This window comes from Kitasatospora sp. NPDC094028 (genome assembly GCF_049543595.1).
Lineage (GTDB): Bacteria > Actinomycetota > Actinomycetes > Streptomycetales > Streptomycetaceae > Kitasatospora.
Genome location: NZ_JBMVFA010000032.1, coordinates 50,540 through 74,896 on the forward strand (window position 1 = coordinate 50,540; position 24,357 = coordinate 74,896).

The following is a 24,357-nucleotide window of genomic DNA, read 5'->3' on the forward strand; positions in this document are numbered from 1 at the left end:
GGTGGGGCGAGAACGGGAGGGGTGAGGGGATGAGCGAGACGATCGCCGAGTTCGGCTGCGAGGTGTGCGCCGGGCCGAGCGCGGAGGCGCTCTGGCGCGACCGGGCGACGGTCTTCGCGCACGGGACGGACGTGGTGGACGACTCCCACTTCATGGTCTCGACCCGCCGCTGCCGCACCTGCGGACAGCACTTCGCCTCGATCTTCACCGAGTTCATCGACTGGAAGAACGGCGACGACGCCCAGTACCTCACCCTCCTGCCGGTCACCCCGCCCGAGGCCGACGCCCTCGCGGCCGGCACCCTCACCCCGTTCCAACTCGGCGCGCTCGGCGCCGACCGCCGCTACCTGAACCACGACCGCCCGAGCGGCGGCCCGTCCCGGGTCTACTGGCGCACCGGCACCTTCATGGTCGTCGAGGGCCACTGAGCCCCCGCGGCAGGAGAGCGGCCTCCGGCCGCTCCCGCCGTCCGCGCCCCCGACCCCGTCGAACCAATACCGGGGCCGCCCGGGCCGCGGGGTGGGGGGAACTCGCCGACGCCCTCGACCGCTACGCCCGCGCCCCGGACGACCTGCGCGCCGAGCTGGAGGCCGAGGAGCTGTGGCGGGACTGGCTCGGCTGGCTGCGGGAGACGGCGACCCGCGGGGGCTTCACGGTCGGCTGAGAGGCCTCCGCCGACCGGGCGTTGTCGCAGGCCAGGGGCATCTGGCAAGATCACCACCGCCCGCCGGGGCCGGGGGACAAAGCCACCGGCCTTCGGAGTTGTCGGGCTGGGACCTGGGGGCCGTCAGATGATGGAAAAGTTCGAACGTGCCGCCGAGGAGGCGGGGTTCGCGCTCGACGGCTCGCAGACCGTCGCGGCCGAACGGCTGTCCGCGCTCGGCGCCGAACTGTCCGGCCGCCGCTTCTTCGGCGCCGGCGGGAAGTCGCCGCGCGGCGTCTACGTGTGGGGGCCGGTCGGCCGCGGCAAGAGCTGGCTGACCGGGGTCTTCTACGAGGCGCTGCCGCTGCGGGACAAGCGCCGGGTGCACTTCCACGAGTTCTTCCGGGAGTTCCACGCCGTCTACGCCCGCCACCGCAGGGAGCGGAACGCCTGTGACCTGGCCGTCGCGGAACTGCTCAGTGACTGCCGGCTGTTGTTCTTCGACGAGTTCCACGTGCACGACCCGGGCGACGCGATGATGATGGGCCGCGTCCTCACCTCCCTGTTCGAGCGGAAGGTCACCCTGGTGACCACCTCCAACTACCCGCCCGCCGGCCTGCTGCCGAACCCCGTCCACCACCACATGTTCGAGCCGACCATCAAGCTACTCGAAAGCTCCCTGGACGTCCTGGAGGTCGCCGGCCCGCACGACTACCGCGCGCAGGGCCCGTCCCGAGCGGCAGCGGCCCGTTCGCGATTCGAGCGGGGGCAGTACGTCTGGCCCGGCACCGAGCGGCACGTGCGCGAGGCCGGGCTCGAACCACCGGCCGACGCAGAGCGGCAGAGCGTCCGGATCGGCGGCCGTGACATCGTCGCCCGCGCGGTGCGCGACGGCCTCGTCTGGTTCGACTTCCACGACCTGTGCGACGAGCGCACTTCGACCGTGGACTACCTGGCCCTCGCCGACCGCTTCGACACCTGGGTGCTCTCCGGCCTGCCCGAACTGACCACCGGCCACCGGGACGCCGCCCAGCGCTTCGCCAACCTCGTCGACGTCCTGTACGACCGGGACGCGACGCTGTACCTCGTCGCCGACGCCCCGCTGGCCGACTGCCTCCGGGGCGACGCACTGCCCGTCGACGTCAACCGCACCGCCAGCCGGCTCGCCCTCCTCCCGGGCGCCACCGACCCGATGGGAGCGCAGGCGGCGAGGCAGGCCTGAAAGCTGGGCTGCGGCCGTCAAGGACCGGCCACGAGCGATGCGGCCAGCGCCGGGATGTCGACCGGCCCGGCGGTGTCCACACGGTGGACGATCCCCAGCCTGAGTGGCTCGGCACTGCGGGACCACAACTCCCGGTTGCCACCGAAACCACCGGAACCACCGGAACGCTCGGGATGCACAGGGTGCCCTTCGGTGATCCGCTCGTCGAACCGGCGGCGGATTCGCGCTCGTGGCGGGGTGGATGAGGGGTGCCGGAATAGCACGGCGCGGGCTTCGAGGACGGTCGAAGCCCGTGCCGAGCCTGAACGGCGGATCTCCGAAGACATCGCCCGTCCGCGCCGCTCCACCGGGAGATCCACACTCTGGGACCCTGGCGGTCGGGGCGTGCGTTGGGCTCCCGGGGCGTCGGCGAAGCGGCGGAGCCAATTTCCGTTGACAGGGTGTCGGCAGCACGGTTTGAATCACGGTCACGAACCACGTGATCCACAGGGGGACTTCACCATGCGCAAGATTCTGATCGCGGCCACCAGCGGCCTCGCACTGGCCGCGACGCTACTCTTCGCCGCCACCACGGGCAACGCCGCCCCGGCGCCCACCTCGCACACTCAGACGGTCGCAGGCCCCCCGGTCTGCTGCTGACAAGCAGCCGAACCACGGTGACAGCCGTGGTTTTCAGCAGGTCTGGCAGCAAGGGTGCCGGAATAGCGCGGCGCGGGCTTCGAGGACGGTCGAAGCCCGCGCCACGTTTGCGCTTGCCCCTCAGCTGTCGTTGAGGGCGTAGGTGCGGAAGGTGGCCAGCAGGGGCAGCACCTCGGTCTTGCTGGGCTCCTCGGTGACGGCCCGCATCGCGTCGATCACCGTGTGGGCGATGACCTTGGTGACGCCCAGGTCGTCGGCGGCGGCGAGCATGCCCCAGGCCTTGAGGGTCTGGGTGAGCAGGGCGCTCATCCTGGCACCGATGTTGGAGCTGACCGCATCGGACAGCTCCGCCATCTCCTCCTCGCTCATCGTGGCGCGCAGCCCGAAGGCGAGCGCCATCAGCGTGTCCATCGCGTGTTCGCCGTACGCGGCGACCAGCGCCGGGAGTGGGCGCTCCCCGTCACCGCCCGCCGCGAGGGCGGCCAGCGCCTCGTCGTCGTCCTTCCACGCCGCCTCCAGGGCGGCCAAGGCCCGCAGGGCCTCGTCCACGGTCAGCCCGTCTGTCATGGGAGGAACGGTATTCAGCCGGTACCCGTGACACGCGCGGTCGGGGCACGGGGTTCACACCTTCGAGTGGAGGTGGGGCCTATCCGGGGCGGTGGAGGTCGGCGAAGTGCTCGGCGTTCCAGGCCCCGCCCAGCTCGGGGGCCAGGGAGGCGAGGGCGAGCGCCGCGAAGTCGGGGGCGCTGCCCGCGCGTTCCGGGAGGGCGCCGAGCAGCGGGGCGCCCGCGGAGCGGGGGAGGTCGGCGAGGTTGCAGCGTTCGGCGAGGCCGGGGTCGGACGGCCAGGAGCCGACCAGGACGCCGGTGAGGGGGAGTCGGCGGGCGGCCAGCGCTTCCGCCGTGAGGGCGACGATGTTGAGGGTGCCGAGGCCGGCGGAGGCGACGAGGAGCACCGAGGCGTCCAGGCCGGAGGCGATGACGGCCTGGGCCTGGTCGGCCAGGGTGCGCCCCTCCTCGTCGTAGCGGACCAGCAGGCCGCCCGCGCCCTCGACCAGGACGAGGTCGTGGGTGGCGGCGAGGGAGCGGACGGCCGTGGCGACGTCGGCGGGGGAGAGGTACGGCAGGCCGGAGCGCCGGGCGGCGGTGTCCGGCGCCAACGGCTCGGGGTAGCGGGCGAGTTCGAGGAGGGTCAGCTCGCCCGCCAGGCGGCGGACCTCGGCGGCGTCGCCGGGCTCGCCGGGGGCGACGCCGGTCTGCCCCGGCTTGAGCACCGCGACCCGCTGCCCGGCCCGCAGCGCCGCCGAGGCGACGGCCGCGGTGGCGATGGTCTTGCCGACGTCGGTGTTGGTCCCGGTGACGAACAGGATGCGGGCGGCGCTCATCCGGCCACCGCCGCGGCGGTCACGGCGGCGGCGATGCGCGCGACGTCCTCGTCCCCGGTCACGTACGGCGGCATGGTGTAGATCAGGTCCCGGAAGGGCCGCAGCCACACACCCTCCCGCGCGGCCGCCTCGGTGGCGGCGACCACGTCCACCGGGTGGTCCAACTGCACGACGCCGATGGCGCCTTGGACCCGGACGTCCCGTACGCCCGGCACCTCGGCAGCCGCCGAGAGGCCGGCGGACAGCCCCGCCGAGACGCGCTTGACCTCGACCGCCCAGTCCTGCCCGAGCAGCAGGTCCAGCGAGGCGTTGGCGGCGGCGCACGCGAGCGGATTGCCCATGAACGTCGGCCCGTGCGCGAGCACCGGCATCTCGCCGCGGCTGATCCCGTCCGCGATCTCGCTCGTGCACAGCGCGGCGGCGAGGGTGAGGTACCCGCCGGTGAGGGCCTTGCCCAGGCACATCACGTCCGGCGAGACGCCCGCGTGGTCGGCGGCGAACAGGGCGCCGCTGCGGCCGAAGCCGGTGGCGATCTCGTCGAAGACGAGCAACACCCCGTACCGGTCGCAGAGTTCGCGCAGCATCCGCAGGTAGGCGGGGGAGTGGAAGCGCATCCCGCCCGCGCCCTGGACGACCGGCTCGACGATGACGGCGGCCAGCTCGTCGGCATGACGTGCCATCAGTTCCTCGAACGCGGCGGCGTATTCGGGATCGAACGGCGCGTCGAACCCGGCCGGCGGCTCGGGCGCGAACAGCTGCCCGGGCAGCACCCCGCCCCACAGGTGGTGCATCCCGCCGTCCGGGTCGCACACCGACATGGGGTGGAAGGTGTCGCCGTGGTAGCCGCCGCGCCAGGTGAGCAGCCGGCGCTTCTGCGGCCGTCCGGTCGACTGCCAGTACTGCAGGCACATCTTCATCGCGACCTCGACCGCGACCGACCCGGAGTCGGCGAGGAAGACGTGCTGCAGCGGCTCGGGCGTGATCTCGACGAGCCGCGCGGCCAGCCGGACGGCGGGCTCGTGGGTGAGCCCGCCGAACATCACGTGGCTCATCCGCCCCAGCTGCTCGCGCACGGCCTCGTCCAGCACCGGGTGCCGGTAGCCGTGGATGGCCGCCCACCAGGACGACATGCCGTCGACGAGCTCGCGCCGCCCGCCCGCGACGGGCTCGGCGAGTCTCAGCCGGACGCCCGCGGCGGATTCGACCACGTACGGCGTGACCGTGCCGGGCATCGGCCCGTACGGGTGCCAGACGTGGGCGCGGTCGAGGGCGATCAGCGTGTCGGCGGACAGCTGGGGCATGGTGGGCGGTTCTCCCGTGGGTGTCGTCAGGCGTTGGGCGCGAGTTCGGTGCCGGCGCCGCGGCGTCGGACCTTGACGAGGTCGCTGTGCGAGTCGTCCGCGGCCGAGTCGGCGGCGTCGGCCGAGTCGGCCGACTCGATGGGCTGCTCGCCGTGCGCGTGCCCGCCGCACGGGCCGCACCCGCCGCCGCTGCCGCACGCCGAGGCGGCGCTCCCGCAGCCGCCACCGGTCGCAGCGGCGGCCACGTCGGACCGGTGCCGCGGCAGCGTGGCCTCGCCCGCGCCCTCGACCTCGAACCCGGCGTCGCGGATCATGTCGAGGTCGGCCTGCCCGGCCTGGCCCTCGCTGGTCAGGTAGTCGCCGAGGAAGATCGAGTTGGCGATGTGCAGGCCGAGCGGCTGCAGCGTGCGCAGGTGCAGCTCGCGCCCGCCGGCGATGCGGACCTCGGTGTCCGGGTTGACGAAGCGGACCATCGCCAGGATGCGCAGGCAGCGCTGCGGGCTGAGGTGCCACTCCTGGGCGAGCGGGGTGCCCTCGAAGGGGATCAGGAAGTTGACCGGGACGGAGTCGGAACCGAGCTCGCGCAGCGCGAACACGACGTCGACGAGGTCCTCGTCGCTCTCGCCCATGCCGGCGATCAGGCCGGAGCAGGCGGACAGGCCGGCGCCGTGCGCCTTCTGCACGGTGTCCACCCGGTCCGCGTAGGTGTGGGTGGTGGCGATGTCGCCGTAGGTGTTCTCGGAGGTGTTGAGGTTGTGGTTGTAGGCGTCGGCGCCCGCCGCCTTCAGCCGCTCGGCCTGGTTGTCGGAGAGCAGGCCGAGGCAGACGCACAGCTCGACCGCGGGGTCGGCCTCGCGGATCGCGGCCATGGTGTCGGTGACGCGGTCGATGTCGCGGTCCGTCGGGCCGCGGCCGCTGGCGACCAGGCAGACCCGCTTGGCGCCGCCGGCCACGCCGGCCTTGGCGGCCTCGGCGGCCTGGTCCGGCTTGAGCCAGGTGTACTTGAGGATCTCGGCCTTCGAGCCCAGGCGCTGCGAACAGTACGAGCAGTCCTCCGGGCAGAGGCCGCTCTTGAGGTTCACCAGGTAGTTGAGCTTGACCCGGCGGCCGAACCAGCGGCGGCGGACCTTGCCCGCGGCGGCGACGACGTCCAGCAGTTCGTCGTCGGTGGTGGCGAGGACGGCCAGCGCCTCCTCGCGGGTCGGGGCTTCGCCGCGCAGGCCCTTGGCGGTGAGGGTATCGAGGAGATCCATGGGGCCGATCCTGCCTGGTGGCGCGTGAGCGGCGCCAGAGGAAACCCGCCAGAAGATCCGCTGACGGATGTGCCACTTGCCACAGTGTCGAAGCTCACGACGTCGGTGCTGGTCACGCCCTTGACGGGGACGCCGGGAGCGGATTACCGGCGAGTAGTCCGGGCCCGTTCCGCACCACGCGGGAGCGTGATCCACAACTGACCCACCCCGTGATCCACGCCACCTGGCGGATGCTTAGAATCTGCGCCATGACCACGCAGGGGGAGCACACCCCGACTCCGGGAGACGGCCAGGACGGCCAGGCAGGGCAGCGGCAGCGGACCGGTCGGGGGGCCGGGCTCGGGAGGGCGGCGTTCGGACGACTGACGCCCCGCCGGGCGGTCGGCTGGGTCGTGGTGCTGTGCGTGGTGACGGCCGGCGGCTGGATCATCACCCGCCCGACGCCCGGCGACTACATACCCGGGCTCGGACCGTCCAGCAAGGACGCCTCCAAGACGCCGCCCGTCCTGGGCACCCCGCCGCCGCGCGTCGACGGCGAGAGCCTGAACGTCGACAACTACTTCCCCGCCCAGCGCCCGGTCGACGTGGCCGGATACAAGGCCAAGCGCAACGGCGCCTGGCAGGGCGAGAACTGCGCCGAGGCGCTGCAGGACCGCTCCCAGGAGCTGTTCAAGGACAGCGGCTGCCAGGCCTACCTGACCGTCAGCTTCACCGGGCAGGAGCGCCCGGTGCTCAGCAGCGTCACCCTGCTGCGCTTCCCCGACCAGGCCGCGGCCGCCAAGGCCGCCGACGCGCTGCGCGGCAAGCCGGGCGCGCTCGCCTTCATCCTCCCGGACTCCAAGCCGGCACCCGCGCCGACCGCCGGCGCCACGAAGCCGGCCGGCGGCGAGGCGCGGGTCGAGGCGGTCGGGCACTACGTGACCGTCACCAGCTCGCGGGTCAGCGACGGCCGCTTCGGCGGCCCGACCGCCGGCCCGAGCGGTTCCCCGTCCCCCGCGCCGACGCCGACCGGCGGCGCGGCGCCCAGCACCGAGCAGTCCCTGGAGGAGGCCAACCGCGCGCTGTCCTACGCGGCGGGCACGCCGTTCGTCTGGATCTGACAAAGCGGCGGCGGCAAGGCCGTGGGGGTCCGACCGGCAGAACCCGGTCGGACCCCCACGGTTTTTGACGGGGTGTCAGGCGGTCAGCCGCCGAGCCGGTCCACCGAGGTGACCCGCAGCACCGCCCGGCCCTCCTCGTCCGAGCCGTACAGGTCGACCTCGGCGCTGATGCCCCAGTCGTGGTCGCCCTCCGGGTCGTCGAAGATCTGCCGGACCTTCCAGGCGGAGTCCTCCTCCTCGATGATCAGCATCTTCGGGCCGCGCGCGTCCGGGCCGGTGCCCAGGTCGTCGTACTCGTCCCAGTAGCCGTCCATGGCGTCCGCCCAGCGGTCCGCGTCCCAGCCGTACTCGCCGTCCAGCTCGCCGAGCGCGTCCCAGTTCTCCAGCGCGCACAGCTCGACGCGGCGGAACATCTCGTTGCGCACCAGCACCCGGAAGGCCCGCGCGTTGGCGGTGACCGGCGCGGCCTTGTCCTCCAGCGTCACCTCGGCGGTGGCCGCCTCGGTCGGGTTGGCCAGCTGCTCCCACTCGTCCAGCAGGCTGGAGTCGACCTGGCGGACCAGCTCTCCGAGCCAGGCGATGACGTCCTTGAGCTCGTCCGTCTTCACGTCCTCGGGGACGGTCTGCTCCAGCGCCTTGAACGCGCCGGCCAGGTAGCGCAGCACGATGCCCTCGGTGCGGGCCAGCTCGTAGAAGCCGACGTAGTCCGAGAAGGTCATCGCCCGCTCGTACAGGTCGCGGACCACGGACTTCGGCTGCAGCTGGTGGTCGCCGATCCACGGGTGCGCCCGGCGGTACACCTCGTAGGCGTGGGTGAGCAGTTCCTCCAGGGGCTTGTCGTACGTGACGTCCTGGAGGCGCTCCATCCGCTCCTCGTACTCGATGCCGTCGCGCTTCATCTCGGCGACGGCCTCGCCGCGCGCCTTGTTCTGCTGGGCGGCGAGGATCTGGCGCGGGTCGTCGAGGGTCGCCTCGACGACGGAGATGACGTCCATCGCGTAGGTCGGCGAGGTCGGGTCGAGGAGCTCGAAGGAGGCCAGCGCGAAGGTGGACAGCGGCTGGTTGAGCGCGAAGTTCTCCTGCAGGTCCAGGGTGAGGCGGACGATCCGGCCCTCGGCGTCCGGCTCCGGCAGGCGCTCGACGACACCGCCCTCCAGCAGCGAGCGGTAGATCGCGATCGCGGTGCGGATGTGGCGGCGCTGGGCGGACTTCTCCTCGTGGTTGTCGGTGAGGAGCTTGCGCATCGCCTCGAAGGCGTTGCCGGGGCGGCCGATCACCGACAGCAGCATCGCGTGGCTGACCTTGAAGCGGGAGACCAGCGGCTCCGGGTCGGCGGCGATCAGCTTGTCGAAGGTCTCCTCGGTCCAGCCGACGAAGCCCTCCGGGGCCTTCTTGCGCACCACCTTGCGCTTCTTCTTCGGGTCGTCCCCGGCCTTGGCGATCGCCTTGTCGTTCTCGATCACGTGCTCGGGCGCCTGCGCCACCACCTGGCCGACGGTGTCGAAGCCGGCCCGGCCGGCCCGCCCGGCGATCTGGTGGAACTCGCGGGCGCGCAGGATCCGCACGCGCTGGCCGTCGTACTTGGACAGGGCGGTGAACAGCACCGTGCGGATCGGCACGTTGACGCCGACGCCGAGCGTGTCCGTCCCGCAGATCACCTTCAACAGGCCCGCCTGGGCGAGGCGTTCGACCAGCCGGCGGTACTTCGGCAGCATGCCCGCGTGGTGCACGCCGATGCCGTGGCGCACGTAACGGGACAGGTTGCGGCCGAACTTGGTGGTGAAGCGGAAGTTGCCGATCAGGTCGGCGATGGCGTCCTTCTCCGCCTTCGAGCACATGTTGATGCTCATCAGCGACTGCGCCCGCTCCACCGCCTCCTTCTGCGTGAAGTGCACGACGTAGACCGGCGCCTGGCCGGTCTGCAGCAGCTCCTCCAGCGTGTCGTGCATGGTGGTGCGGCGGTACTCGTAGAACAGCGGGACGGGGCGGGTCGCGTTGCGCACGACCGTGGTCGGGCGGCCGGTGCGGCGGGTCAGGTCCTCCTCGAAGCGGCGCACGTCGCCGAGCGTGGCGGACATCAGCAGGAACTGCGCCTGCGGCAGCTCCAGCAGCGGGATCTGCCAGGCCCAGCCGCGGTCCGGCTCCGCGTAGAAGTGGAACTCGTCCATGACGACCTGGCCGATGTCCGCCCGGGAGCCGTCGCGCAGCGCGATCTGCGCCAGCACCTCGGCGGTGCAGCAGATGATCGGGGCGGTCGGGTTCACGCTCGCGTCGCCGGTCATCATGCCGACCTGCTCGGTGCCGAACATCTTCACCAGGTCGAAGAACTTCTCCGACACCAGCGCCTTGATCGGGGCGGTGTAGAACGTCCGCTGCCCCTCGGCGAGGGCGGCGAAGTGCGCGCCCGCCGCCACCAGGCTCTTGCCCGAACCGGTCGGCGTCGCCAGGATCACGTTGTTCCCGGAGACCAGCTCGATCAGCGCCTCCTCCTGCGCCGGGTACAGCGTGATCCCCCGCTCCTGCGCCCAGGCGGCGAACGTCTCGTACAGCGCGTCGGGCGTGGCGGGCTTCGGCATCAGATCAAGGAGGGTCACCCGGCTATCTTGCCTGCTCGCCGCCGCCGCGGGCAAAGCCCGGGGCGGCGGCGAGCAGGCCGCCCGGACGGCTCACCGCTTCGCGAGGTCCGGGACGGCGGGCGCGGTGGCGGGCAACTGCGCCAGGTCGCCGCACTCGTACTCGGTGGCGGCGACCCGCGCGACCTTCAGCGCGATGTCGGCGTAGGCCTGACGGGCCTTGGCCGGCGAGGCGCCGTCGATCGTGCTGCCGCCGACGTCGATGCGGATGTACTGCGCGTACGGGCCGGCGGGGGGCTCGTGGACGTCGCAGCGCACGTAGAACCGGATGCGGCGGCTCGGCTCGGTGGTGGCCAGCGCCGCCGCGCCGCCGCCGACGTCGAGGGCGGCGACCGGGCGGCCTCCCGAGGACTCCTCGGTGCGGTCGGCGTCGATCCCGTGCCAGGCGGGGCCGACCTGCACCGAGAGGAGCGTGCGGCTGCCGTCGCCGCCGTCCGGGAACCAGTCGAGGAAGCAGGTGGTGCCGCGGTTCACCGGATCCTGCAGCCCGGTGGGCGTCTGGATCCGCGCCGTGCCCTGCTGGGTCGTCCTCCCGTACGCTCCGGCCAGCGGCTTCAGGTCGTTCGCGGACAGCGCGGACCAGCAGGCGCTCTGCGGGAGTTCCTGCCTGCGCCAGGGCTGCCAGACCCACAGCGCGCCGCCCGCCACGACGGCCAGGGCGAGGGCGCCGGCCAGCCAGGGCCGGGCCCGCCGCCACCGCGTGGGTGGCGGCGGGCCCTCGGGCGAGCGCGGGTCGGTGTCGGTGCCGTCGGTCATCGGTCAGCCCACCTTCGAGGCCATCGTCGGGTCGTAGAGGTCGTGGCCGGCGGACCAGCCCTGGGTGATGGTCTGCTTGGCGCGCGTGGCCAGGTCGTCCACCCGGTTCTGGTCGAGTCCGGCCTCGCGGCCGGCGTCCTCGACGGCGTTGACGATCGCCTGCTGCGAGCCCTGGACCGTCGCGCCGGTGGTCTTGTGCGCCTCGTCCCGGCCCTGGTTGGTGGTATCCACGTGGTAGCTGTCGGCGACCTGGGTCATGATGTTGCCGATCTGGTCGTTGATGAGGCTGCCGGCCTTGGGGATCTTGTCCACCAGGATGCCGCCGCTGTTGTCCCAGACCGTCTTGGCGATGTCCTTCTTGGAGTCGATCGCGTCGTTGATCGCCTTGTCGGACACCGCGTGGTTCTGCTGGATCTCGTCCGACATCGCGTGGGTGATCAGGCCGGCGACCTGGCCGCCCGGCATGGTCACGTTCTCGATCGCGGTGGCCATGTCCGGGTGCAGTTCCGGGTGCATCATGACCTGCTGGATCTGGGCCGACTGGTACGCCTGCTGCGCGGTGGCGATCGAGGCGTAGGCGTCCGGGTTGCGGCCGACCGTGGAGAGCAGCACGGCGGTGTTGTCGTGGTTGAGGAAGCCGGGGGCGCCGTTCACGGGCAGCCGCGAGTTCGGGCCGCCGCTGTTCGGGCCGGGCCCGTCCAGGGCGTTCTCGATGTCGCCGATGTGGTTGGCGGCCATGTTGCCGATGCTGCCGTTGAGGTTGGCGAGCGGCCCGCCGCGCAGCATGTTCGGCCCGTCGCCGGTGCCGAAGCGGTCGACGACCTTGCTCATCACGTCGTTCATCTCCGCCGTGTGCGGCGGGTACTTCCCGGTGGTGTCGTCCCAGGCCCGGCCGGTGGCGGCGGCCTCCAGGGCGTGCCCGAGCGAGAGCACGTGCGCCGGGTCGGGCTTGGTCTCCATCGGGCGCAGCGGGTAACTGATGTCGTTGAGAAGGGAGTTGTCGCCGCCGGTGGTGAACAGCCTGACGTAGTTGTTCTCGCCGCCGGTGCTCTTGACCGTGCCGTCCGGGTTGTAGGTGGTCGTCGGGTCGTGGAAGAACCTGGTGGCCGCCTCGGGGCTGTGGCCGAAGGCGTCCAGGATGCCGGACAGCGGGTTGAGGCCCTGGAGGTGGCCGTCCTTGTCGACCTGCCCGATGAACTTCAGCCCGTCGAACGGGTAGCTGTTCTTGTAGGCCACGGCCTGCCAGCGGCCCGGGTTCTCCTCGGTGAGCTGGGTGACGTGCTCGGCGATCGGGTTGAGGAAGTGGGCGTCGTACTTCCCGTCGCGCAGCAGGTTCGACACGATCTGGTACCCGTACGGGCTGTGCGCCGGGTCGGCGCCCGGCGGGACGGGGATCTGCTTGGCGCCCGCGGCCCGGAACCTGGTCTCCCAGTCGTCCGAGACGTGCAGCGGCTGCTTGGTGTCGGTCGCGGTGGCCAGGGTGAGGCCGAGGTCCTTCTGGATGCCCTTGATGGCGGCGCTGCGGGCCGCGCTGTTGGCGTAGTCCCCGCTCTGGGCCATGGCGCCGTACTTGGCCATGAAGTCGGCCGGGTCCTGGTTGCCGTAGAAGGCGGAGGCGAACCGCGGGTCCTGGTTGTAGTGGTCCAGGATGGTCTGGAGGTTCTTGAGCTGCTGGTCGGAGGCCCCGGCGCCGAGGCTCATGATGTAGGTGGCGGTCTTGGCCTCCTCCTCCGCGATGCCGCCGACCGGCTTGGCGTTGAAGGCGGTGCCGTCGCTGCCGGTGTCGTCGCCGAGGGCCCGGGAGGCGTCCTGGTCGGCCTCGGTGGCGCGGTCGACCGCGTCGTAGATGGCCTTGGACGCCGTCTCGGCCTTGGCCTGCCAGCTCTTGGTGTAATCCGGGTCCTTCCTGTCCGCCTGGGTGGTGGGCGCGGGCCAGGTCACCCCGCCGACGTCGGTGACCGTGAGGCCCGCGGTGACGGCGTTCTGGACGGCCGCGACCAGGTCCTTCTTGGCGGCGGAGATCGCGGTGTGGGCGTCGCGCAGGGTCTTGGCGATCGCGGTGGCCTCCTCGAAGGCCGCGTGGATCTGGTCGCGGGCCCAGGTGAACCGGGCGTTGGCGAGGCCGGCGGCGTCGCCGTGCCAGCCGGACTGCTGGACGGTGCCGATGACCTCGTTCTGCATCCGCCGGGTGAGGTCCCAGTTGCGGACGAGTTTCTCGTAGTCGCCGGCCGCCGAGTCGAGGCTGCCCAGGTCGACCTGCTTGAGCTGACTGAACGTCACCATGGTGCGGTTGCTTCCCCCGAATCGTGCTGCGGCTAGCCGGCCGAGCCCTGCGGCTTGTTGAAGTTGGCGTGGATGTCGCCCTCGGTCCTGACGTACGACTGCGCCGTGGTCTGCAGGTTGGTGCCGATGTCGCCGATCGCGGTCCGGAGCGCGTCGGCCTGGTTGGACCAGGTGCTCCAGGCGGCGGGCAGCACGGTGCCGAGGGACCAGCCGGCGAGGGCGGTGCCCGCCGAGGCGACGTGCTCGGCGGGCTGGTTGCACTCGGTCTTGACGGCGTCGCGCAGGGCGAAGGCGTTCTGCGCGGCCTGCTGCAGGACTCCGGTGTTCACGGTGACGGCCTTGCCGCCGCCGCCCGCCGGGGTCAGCGAGACCGGGGCGTCGTTGGCGCCGGCCAGGTCCGGGAACTGCTTCTTCGCCTCTTCGGTCAGGTTTCCCTTGTCGTCGAAGAGCCACGGATTCATACGACGCTCGAAATCGAGGTCTGTCACTTGCCACCCCCTGTGAAGAACGGAACGGAGCGTACCGCTGGTGTCGTGGGGTAGCGGTGTGGCGTCTGCGGAAGAATCATAAAGATTTGCGAAATTCAGGTTTAAATGTATTGGCGGCAGAATTCGAGTGAACGCAAGGTGAATGGCGATCAACGCCGGGGTGTGAACCTGTGCCCAGTCGCACATTGCCCCCGCCTCGCCCCACGTGCCAGAGTGCCGAACATGGTCCACCCCCTCGCCTCCAAGTCCCACCCCGCCCAGGCGCACGTCTTCGACTGGCTCGACGAGACCGCCGCGCTGCGCGCCGACGCCGGGCTCACCCGCACCCTGCGCAGCCGGGCCGCCGACGACCCGGTGCTGGACCTCGCCGGGAACGACTACCTCGGCCTCACCCGCCACCCCGCCGTCACCCGCGCCGCCGCCGACGCCGCACTGCGCTGGGGCGGCGGCTCCACCGGCTCCCGGCTGGTCACCGGAACGACCGCGCTGCACACCGAACTCGAAACGGAGCTGGCCGAGTTCTGCGGGGTCGAGGCCGCGCTGGTGTTCTCCTCCGGCTACACCGCCAACCTCGCCGCGCTCACCGCGCTCACCGACCCGGACACGCTGATCGTCTCCGACGCCTACAACCACGCCTCGCTCATCGACGGCTGCCGCCTCGCCCGCGCCGACGTCCACCGCGCCCCGCACAGCGACCCGGCGGCCGTCGCCGACACGCTCGCCGCACGGGCGCAGCGCCGGGCCCTGGTCGTCACCGACTCGGTGTTCTCCGTCGACGGCGACGCCGCCCCGCTGCCCGGCCTCGCCGAAGCCGCCCGCGCGCACGGCGCCGCGCTGCTCGTCGACGACGCGCACGGGCTGGGCGTGCTCGGCCCCGGCGGCCGGGGCGCCCTCGCGGCCGCCGGGCTCGCCGGGCAGCCGGACACCGTCGCCACCGTCACCCTCTCCAAGTCGCTCGGCTCGCAGGGCGGTGCCGTCCTTGGCCCGCGCCGGGTGATCCGCCACCTCACCGAGACCGCGCGCACCTTCATCTTCGACACCGGCCTCGCCCCGGCCGCGGCCGGCGCTGCCCTCGCCGCGCTGCGCCTGCTGCGCGCCGAACCGCAGCGTGCCGAGCGCGCCCGCGAGGTCGCCCGCACCCTCGCGGCCCGCCTCACCGCCGCCGGCCTGCACGCCTGCGAGCCGGACGCCGCCGTCGTCTCCGTCCGCGCCCCCGGCCCCGAGGCGGCCGTCGCCTGGGCCGCCGACTGCCGCACCGCCGGCCTCGCGGTCGGCTGCTTCCGCCCGCCGTCCGTCCCGGACGGCATCTCCCGCCTGCGCCTCACGGCCCGCGGCGACCTGACGGACACCCAGATCGCCGAGGCCGTCCGCACCATCGCCGACCTCGCCCCGGCGGGCGCCCGGCGCGGATAACCGCTGGTCAGGCAGGCGCGTCCCAGGACAGGATGGCCGGATGGCCGATCTGCTCTGGGACGACGTCGCCCGGCTGCTCGACCCCTCGGACGGGGGCACGCTGCCGGACGTGTACGTGCCCGACACCACGGCGGCGCACTGGCAGGCGGTGCTCGACCTCGTCGTGGAGCGGGACTGGGTGTACGAGTACACGGTGGGCTGCTTCGTGCTGCCCCTGCCACGGGCCGAGACCGTACTGTCCCGGCCCGCCGGCGCGGAGTGCCCGAGCCTGTCGGTGTGGCCGGACCGGGAGGTCCGCGCGATCTTCCGCTTCCTCGGGGAAGAACAGATCGACTTCGACCTCGATCTCCACGAGCTGCAGGGCCAGGAACGGCTGGACGTGCTCTGCGGCTTCCTGGCTGCGATCGGGCGGCGGCTCGGCAAACCGGTGTCGGTGTACTTCGAGGGCGACACCCGGGCGCCGTTCCTCGGGTACGACCCCGAGGCCGACCGGGTCCGGGTGCTGTGGCAGCCGCCGCCCCCTACGACCGCCTGAGTACCAGCAGCACCTCCGCCCCCACCGGGCGGTAGCCGGCGGCCTGGAAGGCGCGGACGCTGGGGGCGTTGCCGGGGGCCTGCTGGGCCCAGACGACCTCGCCCTCGGGCAGCAGGTGGCGGGCGGACACGGCCAGGGCGCGGCCCAGGCCGCGGCCGCGGGTGTGCGGGTCGACCTCGATGGCGGCCTCCCAGCGGCCGGCGAGGCCGCGGCCGAGGACCAGCACGCCGCCGTCCGCGGTGAACACCCGGACGTCCTCGCGGAACCGCAGGGCCCGCAGCACCCGGGGGTGCTCGCGGTCGGCGACCTCGGTCAGCGTCAGCGGCGGCTCGCCCGGCAGGCGTCCCGCGGCCGTCACCAGGTCGGTGTTGCCGACGATCCGGCCGGTGCGGGCGGCGAAGGCGGAGAGGAACGGCGGGCCGAGCGGCGCCGAGAGCGGCTCGCCCGGCGCGGCGGCGATGGTGGCGCGCACCCAGTCCGGGTCCTCGTCGGTGAGCACCACGGCGTGCGCGGCGAAGGACACCACCCCGGCCTCGCGCGGCGAGGGCTGCGGCACCACCGTCACCGACCCGTCCGGCGGCGGGAACACCCCGCCCGCCGCGTCCGCCAGGATCTCCGCCAGCCCGCGCACACTCACATCGATGCTCATCTGCCCAGGCTAGCGGGCTACTTCTTGCGGGCCCGGCTCGGCTGGACCCGGGTGGGCTCGCCCGCGGCCTTGGGATGGTCGGGCGGGTACGGGAGTTCGCCCATGCCCTCGTCGCGCAGCTGCTTCTCGTACAGCTCCAGCAGGCCGTCCAGCCGGAACGCGTGCCGCTCCATCTCCGCGTTCGGGTCGCCGAGTTCGGCGAACCGGGCGGGGACGGTCCGCAGGTCGAAGTCCTCGGGGGAGGCGTCGTCGAGCTCGTCCCAGCGCAGCGGTGTGGAGGCGGTGGCGCGGGGGCGGGCGCGCAGCGAGTAGGCGGAGGCGATGGTGCGGTCGCGGGCCATCTGGTTGTAGTCGACGAAGATCCGCTCGCCGCGTTCCTCCTTCCACCACGCGGTGGTGACCTTGCCGGGCATCCGCTGCTCCAGCACCCGGCCGAGCGCGATGACGGCGTGCCGGCCGTCGGTGAACGTCCACTCGGGTGCGAGCGGCACGTACACGTGCAGGCCGCGCCCGCCGGAGGACTTGGGCCAGCCGCGCAGCCCGTGCTCCTCCAACAGGGCGCGCAGCTCGTGGGCGGCGCGGGCGGCGTCGTGGAAGTCGGTGCCGGGCTGCGGGTCGAGGTCGATGCGCAGCTCGTCGACGTGGTCGGTGTCGCTGCGGCGGACCGGCCAGGGGTGGAAGGTGAGGCAGCCCAGGTTGGCGGCCCACAGGACGGCGGCCGGTTCGGTGGGGCAGATCTCGTCGGCGGAGCGGCCGCTGGGGAACTCGATGCGCGCCGTGGGCAGCCACTCCGGCAGGCCCTTGGGGGCGCGCTTCTGGTAGAAGAACTCGCCGTCCACGCCGTCCGGGAAGCGCTGCAGCGTGGTGGGCCGGTCGCGCAGCCCGCGCAGCACCCCGTCCGCGACGGCCAGGTAGTACTGCGCGACGTCCAGCTTGGTGAAGCCGCGCTCGGGGTAGTACACCTTGTCCGGGTTCGACAGCCGGACGGTGCGCCCGGCGACTTCCAGTTCCACGGCTGAGCCCATGCGTCTCACGCTAAGCGCGCCGCGTCGGCCGCGCGCCCCGAGCCCGCCGATCCCGCCTCCGCCTCCCCGCCGCGCGCCCGGCCGCCGTAGGCGCGAGGATCGAAGCCATGGACCTGCCCGTGATGCCGCCGGTGGCGCCGATGCTCGCCAAGTCGGTGGCCAGGATCCCGCCGGGGATGCAGTACGAGGCCAAGTGGGACGGCTTCCGCACCATCGTGTTCCGCGATGGCGACGAGGTGGAGCTCGGCAGCCGGACCGGCAAGCCGCTGACCAGGTACTTCCCCGAGCTGGTCGAGGCGTTCAAGCGGGAGCTGCCACCGCGCTGCGTGCTGGACGGCGAGGTGGTGATCGCCCGCGACGGGCGGCTGCGCTTCGAGGAGCTGCTGGAGCGCATCCACCCGGCGGCCAGCCGGGTGCGGCTGCTGGCCGAGCAGACCCCGGCCTCGTTCGTCGCCTTCGACCTGCTCGCCCTCGGCGACGTGCCACTGCTGGAGCTGCCGCTGGCCGAGCGCCGTGCGGCCCTGGAGGAGGTCCTCGGCGAGGCCGGTGCCCCGGTGTTCACCGCCCCGGCCTCCACCGACCCGGACACAGCGCGGACCTGGTTCTCCGAGTACGAGGGCGCCGGGCTGGACGGCGTGGTCGCCAAGCCGCTGGACCAGCCGTACCGGCCGGGCGAGCGCACCATGTACAAGATCAAGCACGAGCGCACCGCCGACTGCGTGGTGGCCGGCTACCGCGAGCACAAGAGCGGCCCGGTGGTCGGCTCGCTGCTGCTCGGTATCAACGACGCGGCGGGCCGGCTGCAGCACGTCGGCGTCTGCGCGGCCTTCTCGATGGCCCGCCGCCGCGAACTGGCCGAGGAGCTGGCCCCGTTGCGCATGGACGACCTCGCCGCCCACCCGTGGGGCGGGTGGGCGGACGAGGCCGCGCACGCCGAGGGGCGGCTGCCGGGCGCGGTCAGCCGCTGGACCGGCGGCAAGGACCTGTCGTGGATCGCGCTGCGCCCCGAGCGGGTGGTCGAGGTCGCGTACGACCACATGGAGGGCACCCGGTTCCGGCACACCGCGCAGTTCCGCCGCTGGCGGCCGGACCGCACGCCGGAGAGCTGCACCTACGCGCAGCTGGAGGAGCCGGTGTCGTACGACCTCTCCAAGGTGCTGGGGATCTGACGCGGCGCCAGGGGACCGAACCGGCCTTCCGGTTCGGTCCCCTGGCGGTGCGTCCTCAGGAGTCGGTCTCCTCCGAGATGTGCAGCGTGGCCGAGCCGGAGGGCGCGGGCGGCGTCGCCGTGCCCAGGGGTGTGCGGGGCGCGCCCGCGGAGGGCGAAGCGGAACCGGAGGCGGGCGCCGAGGGCGAGCCGGTCTCCGCGGGCGTCGGCAGCGTGTAGACGTTGTTCGGCGAGACGATCTGCGTGATCGCCCGGGCGAGCAGCGTCGACGGCTCCGTGCCCTGGTACGAGATGTCGGTGTTGGTCATGATCACCAGCGAGGCCTGCGCCACCGGCAGGTAGATCACGACGGTCTGGTAGCCGGGCAGCGAGCCGTTGTGCCCGATCCAGCCGTGGGTGTTGAACACCCCGAAGCCGTAGCCGAGTCCGGGCAGCCCGGCGTCGTGGCTCTTGAGCCGCTCGACCTGGGTGGCCGGGTTGACCAGCGGCGTGCCGGTGGCCAGCACCTTCGACCAGGTCTGCAGGTCGGCGAGGTTGGAGATGGCGGCGCCGGCCGCCCAGCCCCAGGACGGGTTCCAGCCGGTGGCGTCGGTGACCGAGCCGTCGAGGGTCTGGTTGGTGGTGCCGTGGGCGTGCGGGTCCGGGAAGGTGGCGTCGGTCGGGAAGACCGAGTTCTTCATCCCGGCCGGGTCGAAGACCTGGGCCTTCAGGAAGTCCGGGAGCGACTGGCCGCTGACCTTCTCGACCAGCAGGCCGAGCAGGATCGCGTTGGTGTTGGAGTACTCGAACTGGGTGTCCGGCGGGAAGTTCGCCGGGTGCTTGAAGGAGTACGCGAGCAGCTGGTCCGGGGTGAACGGGTGCGTCGGGTCGCTGAGCAGCGCGTGGTCGAAGTCCGGGTCCTGGCTGTAGTTGTAGAGGCCGCTGCGCATGTCGCCGAGCTCGCGGACGGTGATCTTGTCGCCGTTCGGCACGTTCGGGACGTACTTGGAGATCGGGTCGTCCAGGGCCACCTTGCCCTGGTCCACCAGCCGCAGGACGGCGGTGGCCGTGAGGGTCTTGGTGACGCTGCCGATCCGGGTGTACAGGTCGGTCGACATCGGCACCTTGCGGCCGGGATCCGCCATGCCGAAGGCCTTCTGGTAGCTGCCGTCCGGGGTGGTGTAGCCGACGATCACGCCGGGGATGCCGGCCTGGCTCATCACCTGCTGGACCGCGGCGTCCAGCTTGCTCTGGACGTCCGGGGTGAGCGCCACCACGCCGCCGGTGGGGGAGGAGGTGGCGGCGGCCGAGGGGGAGGACGAACTGTAGGCGGACGGGCTGAGCGCCGCCGGCTCGGCGGTGATCGCGGCGCCGCCGCTCGGTGCGGGCTTGGAGTCCCCGGAGCACGCCGCGGTGGCGAGCAGGCCGGTCAGGGCCAGGGTGGCGGCGGTCGCGCGGCGGGCGGTGCGGGCGGCGGCCGGGCGCGACGGGCGGGTCTTGGTCATGGGTCGGGAGCGCCTCTCTGCGGCGGAGGGCCCCGGAGCTCGAAGGACGGCTCCACGGGGCCGCGGGGGAGCGTCGCCACCGTAAGCACCGCCGCCGCCCGTGCGCGCGCGGGTCGATCCTCGGCTGATCCGAACGGGCCCGCCGTCAGCCGACCGCCCCAACCCGGGTGGCGGCGGGCTGTCGAGGGCCCCGGCCCGACCGCCGGTCGGTGTCGCGGGCGGAGCCCCGCGCTCCGCCGGACGGGTGAGCACCGGCACGCCGTACCGGCCCGCGACCGCGGCTCGGGCACGATCGTTTAGCCCAGCTGTGACCGGCCTTAAGAATTCCTCGATGGACCGCACCCCCTCCCACCAGGCAGATTTCTGCCTGCCCGGAGTACGTCCGCCAGGAGCGGCCGCACCGGGCCCCTCGGCCTGCCCCCCTCCGCAGGCCGTCCCCGCACCGCACGTCAGGAGCCGTCGCCCGTGAAGGCACTCGTCAAGCAGAAGGCCGAGCCCGGTCTCTGGATGATCGACGTCCCGAAGCCCGAGATCGGCCCCGGCGAGGTGCTGATCAAGGTGCTGCGGACCGGCATCTGCGGCACCGACCTGCACATCCGCAAGTGGGACGGCTGGGCGCAGCAGACCATCAGGACCCCGATGACGATCGGCCACGAGTTCGTCGGCGAGGTCGCCGAGATCGGCGCCGGCGTCGCGGACATCGCGATCGGCGACCTGGTCAGCGGCGAGGGCCACCTGGTCTGCGGCAAGTGCCGCAACTGCCTGGCCGGCCGCCGCCACCTGTGCCGCAACACCATCGGCCTGGGCGTCAACCGGGACGGCGCGTTCGCCGAGTACGTGGCGCTGCCCGCCTCCAACGTCTGGGTGCACCGGGTGCCGGTCGACCTCGACGTCGCCGCGATCTTCGACCCGTTCGGCAACGCCGTGCACACCGCGCTGTCCTTCCCGCTGGTCGGCGAGGACGTGCTGGTCACCGGCGCCGGCCCGATCGGCATCATGGCCGCCGCCGTCGCCAAGCACGCCGGCGCCCGCAACGTGATGATCACCGACGTCTCCCCGTACCGCCTCGACCTGGCCCGCGAGGTCGGCGTGACGCTGGCGCTGAACGTCGCCGAGCACACCATCGAGGAGGGCCAGCAGAAGCTGGGCCTGCGCGAGGGCTTCGACGTCGGCCTGGAGATGTCCGGCCGCCCCGAGGCGATGCAGTCGATGATCGCCAACATGACGCACGGCGGGAAGATCGCCATGCTCGGCCTGCCCGCCGACGACTTCCCGGTCGACTGGGCCCGCATCGTCACCTCGATGATCACCATCAAGGGCATCTACGGCCGCGAGATGTTCGAGACCTGGTACGCGATGTCCGTGCTGCTGGAAGGCGGCCTGGACCTCAGCCCGGTGATCACCGGCCGCTACGCCGCCACCGACTTCGAGGCCGCCTTCGACGACGCCGCGAGCGGCAACTGCGGCAAGATCATCCTCGACTGGACCGCCTGAGCCACCCCGCCGATCCGATAGGAGTCTGCTCGTGTTCGACAACGTGCGCGCCGACATCGCCGCCACCCTCGACGAGATCCGCGAGGCCGGCCTGTTCAAGCCCGAGCGGGTCATCGGTTCCCCGCAGAGCGCCGCGGTCACCGTCACCGGCGGCGGCAAGCCGGGCGAGGTGCTGAACTTCTGCGCCAACAACTACCTCGGCCTGGCCGACCACCCCGAGGTGCTGGCCGCGGCCAAGGACGCGCTGGACCGCTGGGGCTACGGCATGGCGTCCGTCCGCTTCATCTGCGGCACCCAGGACGTGCACAAGGAGCTGGAGGACCGCCTCTCGGCGTTCCTCGGCCAGGAGGACACCATCCTCTACTCCTCGTGCTTCGACGCCAACGGCGGCGTCTTCGAGACCCTGCTCGACGCCAACGACGCCGTCATCTCCGACGCGCTCAACCACGCCAGCATCATCGACGGCATCCGGCTCAGCAAGGCCCGCCGCCACCGCTACGCCAACCGCGACATGGCCGACCTGGAGAAGCAGCTCCAGGACACCCAGGACGCCCGCCGCCGCCTGATCGTCACCGACGGCGTCTTCTCGATGGACGGCTACGTCGCCCCGCTGCGCGAGATCTGCGACCTGGCCGACCGCTACGACGCCATGGTCATGGTCGACGACTCGCACGCGGTCGGCTTCGTCGGCCCGGGCGGCCGCGGCACCCCCGAACTGCACGGCGTGATGGACCGCGTGGACATCATCACCGGCACCCTCGGCAAGGCGCTCGGCGGTGCCTCCGGCGGCTACGTCGCCGCCCGCCGGGAGATCGTCGCCCTGCTGCGCCAGCGTTCCCGCCCGTACCTGTTCTCCAACTCGCTCGCCCCGGTCATCGCGGCCGCCTCGCTGAAGGTGCTCGACCTGGTCGAGAACTCGAACGAGCTGCGCGATCGGCTGGCGGCCAACACCGCGCTGTTCCGCTCGAAGATGACCGAGGCCGGGTTCGAGATCCTGCCCGGCGACCACCCGATCGCCCCGGTGATGATCGGCGACGCGGCGAAGGCCGGCAAGCTCGCCGAGCTGCTGCTGGAGCGCGGCGTGTACGTGATCGGCTTCTCCTACCCGGTGGTGCCGCACGGCCAGGCCCGGATCCGGGTGCAGCTGTCCGCGGCGCACTCCACCGAGGACGTCGAGCGCGCCGTCGCGGCCTTCATCGACGCGCGGGCCGCCCTGGGCGAGTAGCCCCCCGAACTGCCCGTGGGTGCGGTCCGCTCGGAACCGGACCGCCCCCGCGGGCCCCGACTTCCGTGCGGCGCGGGCGAATCGACTCCGCTCGCGCCGCACGGACCCCAAGACCATCTGCCCCACCCTCCCGCTACGGGGGCGGGCCCCGGCTTTCCGGCCGGCGGCCCGCCCCCGTTCGCGGTTTCCGCCGCCGGTCGGCAGCTGAGCCGGACGCGACCGGAGACTACGTCAACTGTCGTAGACGGCGGGGTGGTTCAGGGTTCACGAGCGGCGCAGGAACACGTTCGTGAAGGTGCTGGTGTCGCCGGGTACCAGGTTGGCGCCCTGCGCGGTGAAGACGACGTTGTCGCCGGTGGCGTCGACGTACGGGCCGCCCGAGGAGCCGGTGCTCGGCGAGCCGTCCGCCGCGACGCTGACCCGCTCGATCTCCCCGGTCCGCAGGTCGCGGCGGAACACGCTGCGGTAGTGGTTGGTGTCGCCGGCGACCAGGTTGTCGGCGTCGGTGTCGAAGTAGACCCAGTGGTCGTCGGTGCTCATGACGGCGTCGTAGGAGCCGCCGGTGGTCGTGGTGCCGGGCAGCGGGGTGTTGACCTGGGTGAGCGCGCCGGTGGCCAGCTCGCGGACCCAGACGTCCATCCGGACGCCGCGCTGCTTCCCGGCGCCGTCGGTCGGCAGGCTGTAGACGGCGTAGCGGCCGTCCGGGCTGATCCGGGCGTCGCCGCCGGCGCCGCGCAGCCGGCCGGTACCGTCCAGGCTGGCGCCGGTGATCTTGCCGGTGTCGGCGTTCCAGACGTAGTACGGGGAGAACCGGGGCCCGGGTCCGACCTGTTCGACCGCAGCCGCGGTCACCGGCTGCGAGCCGAGGGAGACGGCCCGGGAGGTGAAGCCGACGGTGTCGCCGTCCGCGCTGATGGTCGGGTTCCAGGAGCTGTCGGCGGGGGTGTTTCCGCGGATGCCGTCGGTGACCAGCCTGGTGGTGTGGGTCCAGCGGTCGGTGACGAAGATGTTGACCCGGCCGGGCCGGGTGCCCGGGGTCAGGTCGGTGCGGTTGGAGGAGTAGGCGACGTAGCGGCCGTCCGCGCTCAGGGTGGGCTGCTGGGCGATGCGGTTGGTCTCGTCGTCGCCGGTGGCGACGTTGCTCGTGGTGACCAGCTCGGTGTCGCCCGTCCACAGGTCGCGGACGAAGACGTCGAGCTCGTGCTTGGCCTGGTCGGGCACCACGTTGGTGGCGGCGGTGCTGAAGGCGACGTAGCGGCCGTCGCCGCTGATCGAGGCGTCCGCGGTGAGCGCGTTCAGCCGGGAGCCGTCGTCGGCGACGCTGGCCCGCTCGACGTGCCCGTTGCGCAGGTCCCGGACGTAGACGTCCTGCGTGTTCGGGGTGCCGTCGTCGGGCAGCAGGTTGGTCGCGGACGAGGTGAACAGCGCGATGCGGCCGTCGTCGCTCAGCCCGAGCGCGCGCGAGCCGTCGTCGAGCTGCTCGCCCTTGGGGCCCTCGGTGACCCGGGTGGTCTCGCCCTTGTGCGGCCGGGCCTCGGCGGCCGGCATCGCGGCACCGACCGCGACGGCGGCCACCAGCACGCAGGCGGTCCGGGCCAGCCGGTGGCGGGAACGAGCGGTGATCATGGACATCCTCCCCTGATGTCGAGTGCCGGGCCCTCG

21 protein-coding genes are annotated in these 24,357 nt (G+C 72.7%); 9 read left to right on the forward strand and 12 right to left on the reverse strand.

Annotation, left to right across the window (positions count from 1 at the left end; translation table 11 throughout):
- Positions 1-29: 29 nt before the first annotated feature.
- From ACPC54_RS33235 to ACPC54_RS33245, 3 genes are all read left to right on the forward strand, one after another.
- Positions 30-428, forward strand: coding sequence for a hypothetical protein (locus ACPC54_RS33235; RefSeq protein ID WP_498970163.1), 399 nt, complete (start codon positions 30-32; stop codon positions 426-428).
- 363 nt (positions 429-791) lie between these two features.
- Positions 792-1,865, forward strand: a complete 1,074-nt coding sequence (zapE, locus tag ACPC54_RS33240) for a cell division protein ZapE (RefSeq protein ID WP_498970164.1) — start codon at positions 792-794, stop codon at positions 1,863-1,865.
- Positions 1,866-2,366: 501 nt separating this feature from the next.
- On the forward strand, positions 2,367-2,504 hold the full coding sequence (locus tag ACPC54_RS33245; protein WP_498970165.1) for a hypothetical protein: 138 nt from the start codon (positions 2,367-2,369) through the stop codon (positions 2,502-2,504).
- A 120-nt stretch (positions 2,505-2,624) separates the two neighbouring features.
- Here the strand turns inward: ACPC54_RS33245 and ACPC54_RS33250 are convergent, their stop codons facing one another.
- The 4 genes from ACPC54_RS33250 to bioB form a co-directional block, all read right to left on the reverse strand.
- Positions 2,625-3,071, reverse strand: coding sequence for a hypothetical protein (locus tag ACPC54_RS33250; protein ID WP_498970166.1), 447 nt, complete (start codon positions 3,069-3,071; stop codon positions 2,625-2,627).
- A gap of 79 nt (positions 3,072-3,150) precedes the next feature.
- The gene (bioD, locus tag ACPC54_RS33255) at positions 3,151-3,888 is read right to left on the reverse strand and encodes a dethiobiotin synthase (RefSeq protein ID WP_498970167.1); all 738 of its coding nucleotides are present in this window, start codon (positions 3,886-3,888) and stop codon (positions 3,151-3,153) included.
- Positions 3,885-5,189 carry an adenosylmethionine--8-amino-7-oxononanoate transaminase gene (locus ACPC54_RS33260; RefSeq protein ID WP_498970168.1) on the reverse strand — a complete coding sequence of 435 codons (1,305 nt, stop codon included), beginning with the start codon at positions 5,187-5,189 and terminating at the stop codon, positions 3,885-3,887. The genes bioD and ACPC54_RS33260 overlap by 4 nt, the downstream gene beginning before the upstream one ends.
- A 26-nt stretch (positions 5,190-5,215) precedes the next feature.
- Positions 5,216-6,442: a biotin synthase BioB gene (bioB, locus tag ACPC54_RS33265; RefSeq protein WP_498970169.1), complete on the reverse strand. Its 1,227-nt coding sequence runs from the start codon at positions 6,440-6,442 to the stop codon at positions 5,216-5,218.
- A gap of 248 nt (positions 6,443-6,690) precedes the next feature.
- On the opposite strand from bioB, the gene ACPC54_RS33270 reads away from it, so the two are divergent.
- Positions 6,691-7,542, forward strand: a complete 852-nt coding sequence (locus tag ACPC54_RS33270; RefSeq protein ID WP_498970170.1) for a hypothetical protein — start codon at positions 6,691-6,693, stop codon at positions 7,540-7,542.
- An 83-nt stretch (positions 7,543-7,625) separates the two neighbouring features.
- On the opposite strand, the gene ACPC54_RS33275 is transcribed toward ACPC54_RS33270, so the two are convergent.
- From ACPC54_RS33275 to ACPC54_RS33290, 4 genes are all read right to left on the reverse strand, one after another.
- Positions 7,626-10,118 carry a DEAD/DEAH box helicase gene (locus ACPC54_RS33275; protein ID WP_498970200.1) on the reverse strand — a complete coding sequence of 831 codons (2,493 nt, stop codon included), beginning with the start codon at positions 10,116-10,118 and terminating at the stop codon, positions 7,626-7,628.
- 90 nt (positions 10,119-10,208) lie between these two features.
- Positions 10,209-10,931 carry a hypothetical protein gene (locus ACPC54_RS33280; RefSeq protein WP_498970171.1) on the reverse strand — a complete coding sequence of 241 codons (723 nt, stop codon included), beginning with the start codon at positions 10,929-10,931 and terminating at the stop codon, positions 10,209-10,211.
- A 3-nt stretch (positions 10,932-10,934) separates the two neighbouring features.
- Positions 10,935-13,214, reverse strand: coding sequence for a hypothetical protein (locus ACPC54_RS33285; RefSeq protein WP_498970172.1), 2,280 nt, complete (start codon positions 13,212-13,214; stop codon positions 10,935-10,937).
- Between the two features lie 32 nt (positions 13,215-13,246).
- Positions 13,247-13,702 (reverse strand): hypothetical protein, encoded by a 456-nt coding sequence (locus ACPC54_RS33290; RefSeq protein WP_498970173.1) that lies wholly within the window; start codon positions 13,700-13,702, stop codon positions 13,247-13,249.
- A 222-nt stretch (positions 13,703-13,924) separates the two neighbouring features.
- On the opposite strand from ACPC54_RS33290, the gene ACPC54_RS33295 reads away from it, so the two are divergent.
- Both ACPC54_RS33295 and ACPC54_RS33300 read left to right on the forward strand, forming a co-directional pair.
- The gene (locus ACPC54_RS33295) at positions 13,925-15,115 is read left to right on the forward strand and encodes an 8-amino-7-oxononanoate synthase (protein ID WP_498970174.1); all 1,191 of its coding nucleotides are present in this window, start codon (positions 13,925-13,927) and stop codon (positions 15,113-15,115) included.
- A gap of 40 nt (positions 15,116-15,155) precedes the next feature.
- Positions 15,156-15,650 (forward strand): hypothetical protein, encoded by a 495-nt coding sequence (locus ACPC54_RS33300; RefSeq protein ID WP_498970175.1) that lies wholly within the window; start codon positions 15,156-15,158, stop codon positions 15,648-15,650.
- On the opposite strand, the gene ACPC54_RS33305 is transcribed toward ACPC54_RS33300, so the two are convergent.
- Positions 15,637-16,299: a GNAT family N-acetyltransferase gene (locus tag ACPC54_RS33305; protein WP_498970176.1), complete on the reverse strand. Its 663-nt coding sequence runs from the start codon at positions 16,297-16,299 to the stop codon at positions 15,637-15,639. The genes ACPC54_RS33300 and ACPC54_RS33305 overlap by 14 nt on opposite strands.
- 17 nt (positions 16,300-16,316) lie before the next feature.
- On the reverse strand, positions 16,317-17,324 hold the full coding sequence (gene ligD, locus ACPC54_RS33310; RefSeq protein ID WP_498970177.1) for a non-homologous end-joining DNA ligase: 1,008 nt from the start codon (positions 17,322-17,324) through the stop codon (positions 16,317-16,319).
- Positions 17,325-17,431: 107 nt separating this feature from the next.
- Here ligD and ACPC54_RS33315 point away from each other — a divergent pair, with 107 nt between their 5' ends.
- Positions 17,432-18,493: an ATP-dependent DNA ligase gene (locus ACPC54_RS33315; protein WP_498970178.1), complete on the forward strand. Its 1,062-nt coding sequence runs from the start codon at positions 17,432-17,434 to the stop codon at positions 18,491-18,493.
- Between the two features lie 55 nt (positions 18,494-18,548).
- Here the strand turns inward: ACPC54_RS33315 and ACPC54_RS33320 are convergent, their stop codons facing one another.
- Positions 18,549-19,976, reverse strand: coding sequence for a serine hydrolase domain-containing protein (locus ACPC54_RS33320; protein ID WP_498970179.1), 1,428 nt, complete (start codon positions 19,974-19,976; stop codon positions 18,549-18,551).
- A 465-nt stretch (positions 19,977-20,441) separates the two neighbouring features.
- On the opposite strand from ACPC54_RS33320, the gene tdh reads away from it, so the two are divergent.
- Both tdh and ACPC54_RS33330 read left to right on the forward strand, forming a co-directional pair.
- Complete coding sequence (tdh, locus tag ACPC54_RS33325; RefSeq protein WP_498970180.1) at positions 20,442-21,470, forward strand: L-threonine 3-dehydrogenase; 1,029 nt, start codon at positions 20,442-20,444, stop codon at positions 21,468-21,470.
- Positions 21,471-21,501: 31 nt separating this feature from the next.
- Positions 21,502-22,695 (forward strand): glycine C-acetyltransferase, encoded by a 1,194-nt coding sequence (locus ACPC54_RS33330; RefSeq protein WP_498970181.1) that lies wholly within the window; start codon positions 21,502-21,504, stop codon positions 22,693-22,695.
- Between the two features lie 264 nt (positions 22,696-22,959).
- Here ACPC54_RS33330 and ACPC54_RS33335 read toward each other — a convergent pair whose 3' ends face one another.
- Positions 22,960-24,321, reverse strand: a complete 1,362-nt coding sequence (locus ACPC54_RS33335) for a TolB family protein (protein ID WP_498970182.1) — start codon at positions 24,319-24,321, stop codon at positions 22,960-22,962.
- Between the last annotated feature and the right edge of the window lie 36 nt (positions 24,322-24,357).

Coding starts and splice junctions, on each gene's coding strand:
- ACPC54_RS33235 (WP_498970163.1), top strand. CDS start 30: ATGAGCGAGACGATCGCCGAGTTCGGCTGCGAGGTGTGCGCCGGGCCG.
- zapE (WP_498970164.1), top strand. CDS start 792: ATGATGGAAAAGTTCGAACGTGCCGCCGAGGAGGCGGGGTTCGCGCTC.
- ACPC54_RS33245 (WP_498970165.1), top strand. CDS start 2,367: ATGCGCAAGATTCTGATCGCGGCCACCAGCGGCCTCGCACTGGCCGCG.
- ACPC54_RS33250 (WP_498970166.1), bottom strand. CDS start 3,071: ATGACAGACGGGCTGACCGTGGACGAGGCCCTGCGGGCCTTGGCCGCC.
- bioD (WP_498970167.1), bottom strand. CDS start 3,888: ATGAGCGCCGCCCGCATCCTGTTCGTCACCGGGACCAACACCGACGTC.
- ACPC54_RS33260 (WP_498970168.1), bottom strand. CDS start 5,189: ATGCCCCAGCTGTCCGCCGACACGCTGATCGCCCTCGACCGCGCCCAC.
- bioB (WP_498970169.1), bottom strand. CDS start 6,442: ATGGATCTCCTCGATACCCTCACCGCCAAGGGCCTGCGCGGCGAAGCC.
- ACPC54_RS33270 (WP_498970170.1), top strand. CDS start 6,691: ATGACCACGCAGGGGGAGCACACCCCGACTCCGGGAGACGGCCAGGAC.
- ACPC54_RS33275 (WP_498970200.1), bottom strand. CDS start 10,118: ATGCCGAAGCCCGCCACGCCCGACGCGCTGTACGAGACGTTCGCCGCC.
- ACPC54_RS33280 (WP_498970171.1), bottom strand. CDS start 10,931: ATGACCGACGGCACCGACACCGACCCGCGCTCGCCCGAGGGCCCGCCG.
- ACPC54_RS33285 (WP_498970172.1), bottom strand. CDS start 13,214: ATGGTGACGTTCAGTCAGCTCAAGCAGGTCGACCTGGGCAGCCTCGAC.
- ACPC54_RS33295 (WP_498970174.1), top strand. CDS start 13,925: ATGGTCCACCCCCTCGCCTCCAAGTCCCACCCCGCCCAGGCGCACGTC.
- ACPC54_RS33300 (WP_498970175.1), top strand. CDS start 15,156: ATGGCCGATCTGCTCTGGGACGACGTCGCCCGGCTGCTCGACCCCTCG.
- ACPC54_RS33305 (WP_498970176.1), bottom strand. CDS start 16,299: ATGAGCATCGATGTGAGTGTGCGCGGGCTGGCGGAGATCCTGGCGGAC.
- ligD (WP_498970177.1), bottom strand. CDS start 17,324: ATGGGCTCAGCCGTGGAACTGGAAGTCGCCGGGCGCACCGTCCGGCTG.
- ACPC54_RS33315 (WP_498970178.1), top strand. CDS start 17,432: ATGGACCTGCCCGTGATGCCGCCGGTGGCGCCGATGCTCGCCAAGTCG.
- ACPC54_RS33320 (WP_498970179.1), bottom strand. CDS start 19,976: ATGACCAAGACCCGCCCGTCGCGCCCGGCCGCCGCCCGCACCGCCCGC.
- ACPC54_RS33335 (WP_498970182.1), bottom strand. CDS start 24,321: ATGATCACCGCTCGTTCCCGCCACCGGCTGGCCCGGACCGCCTGCGTG.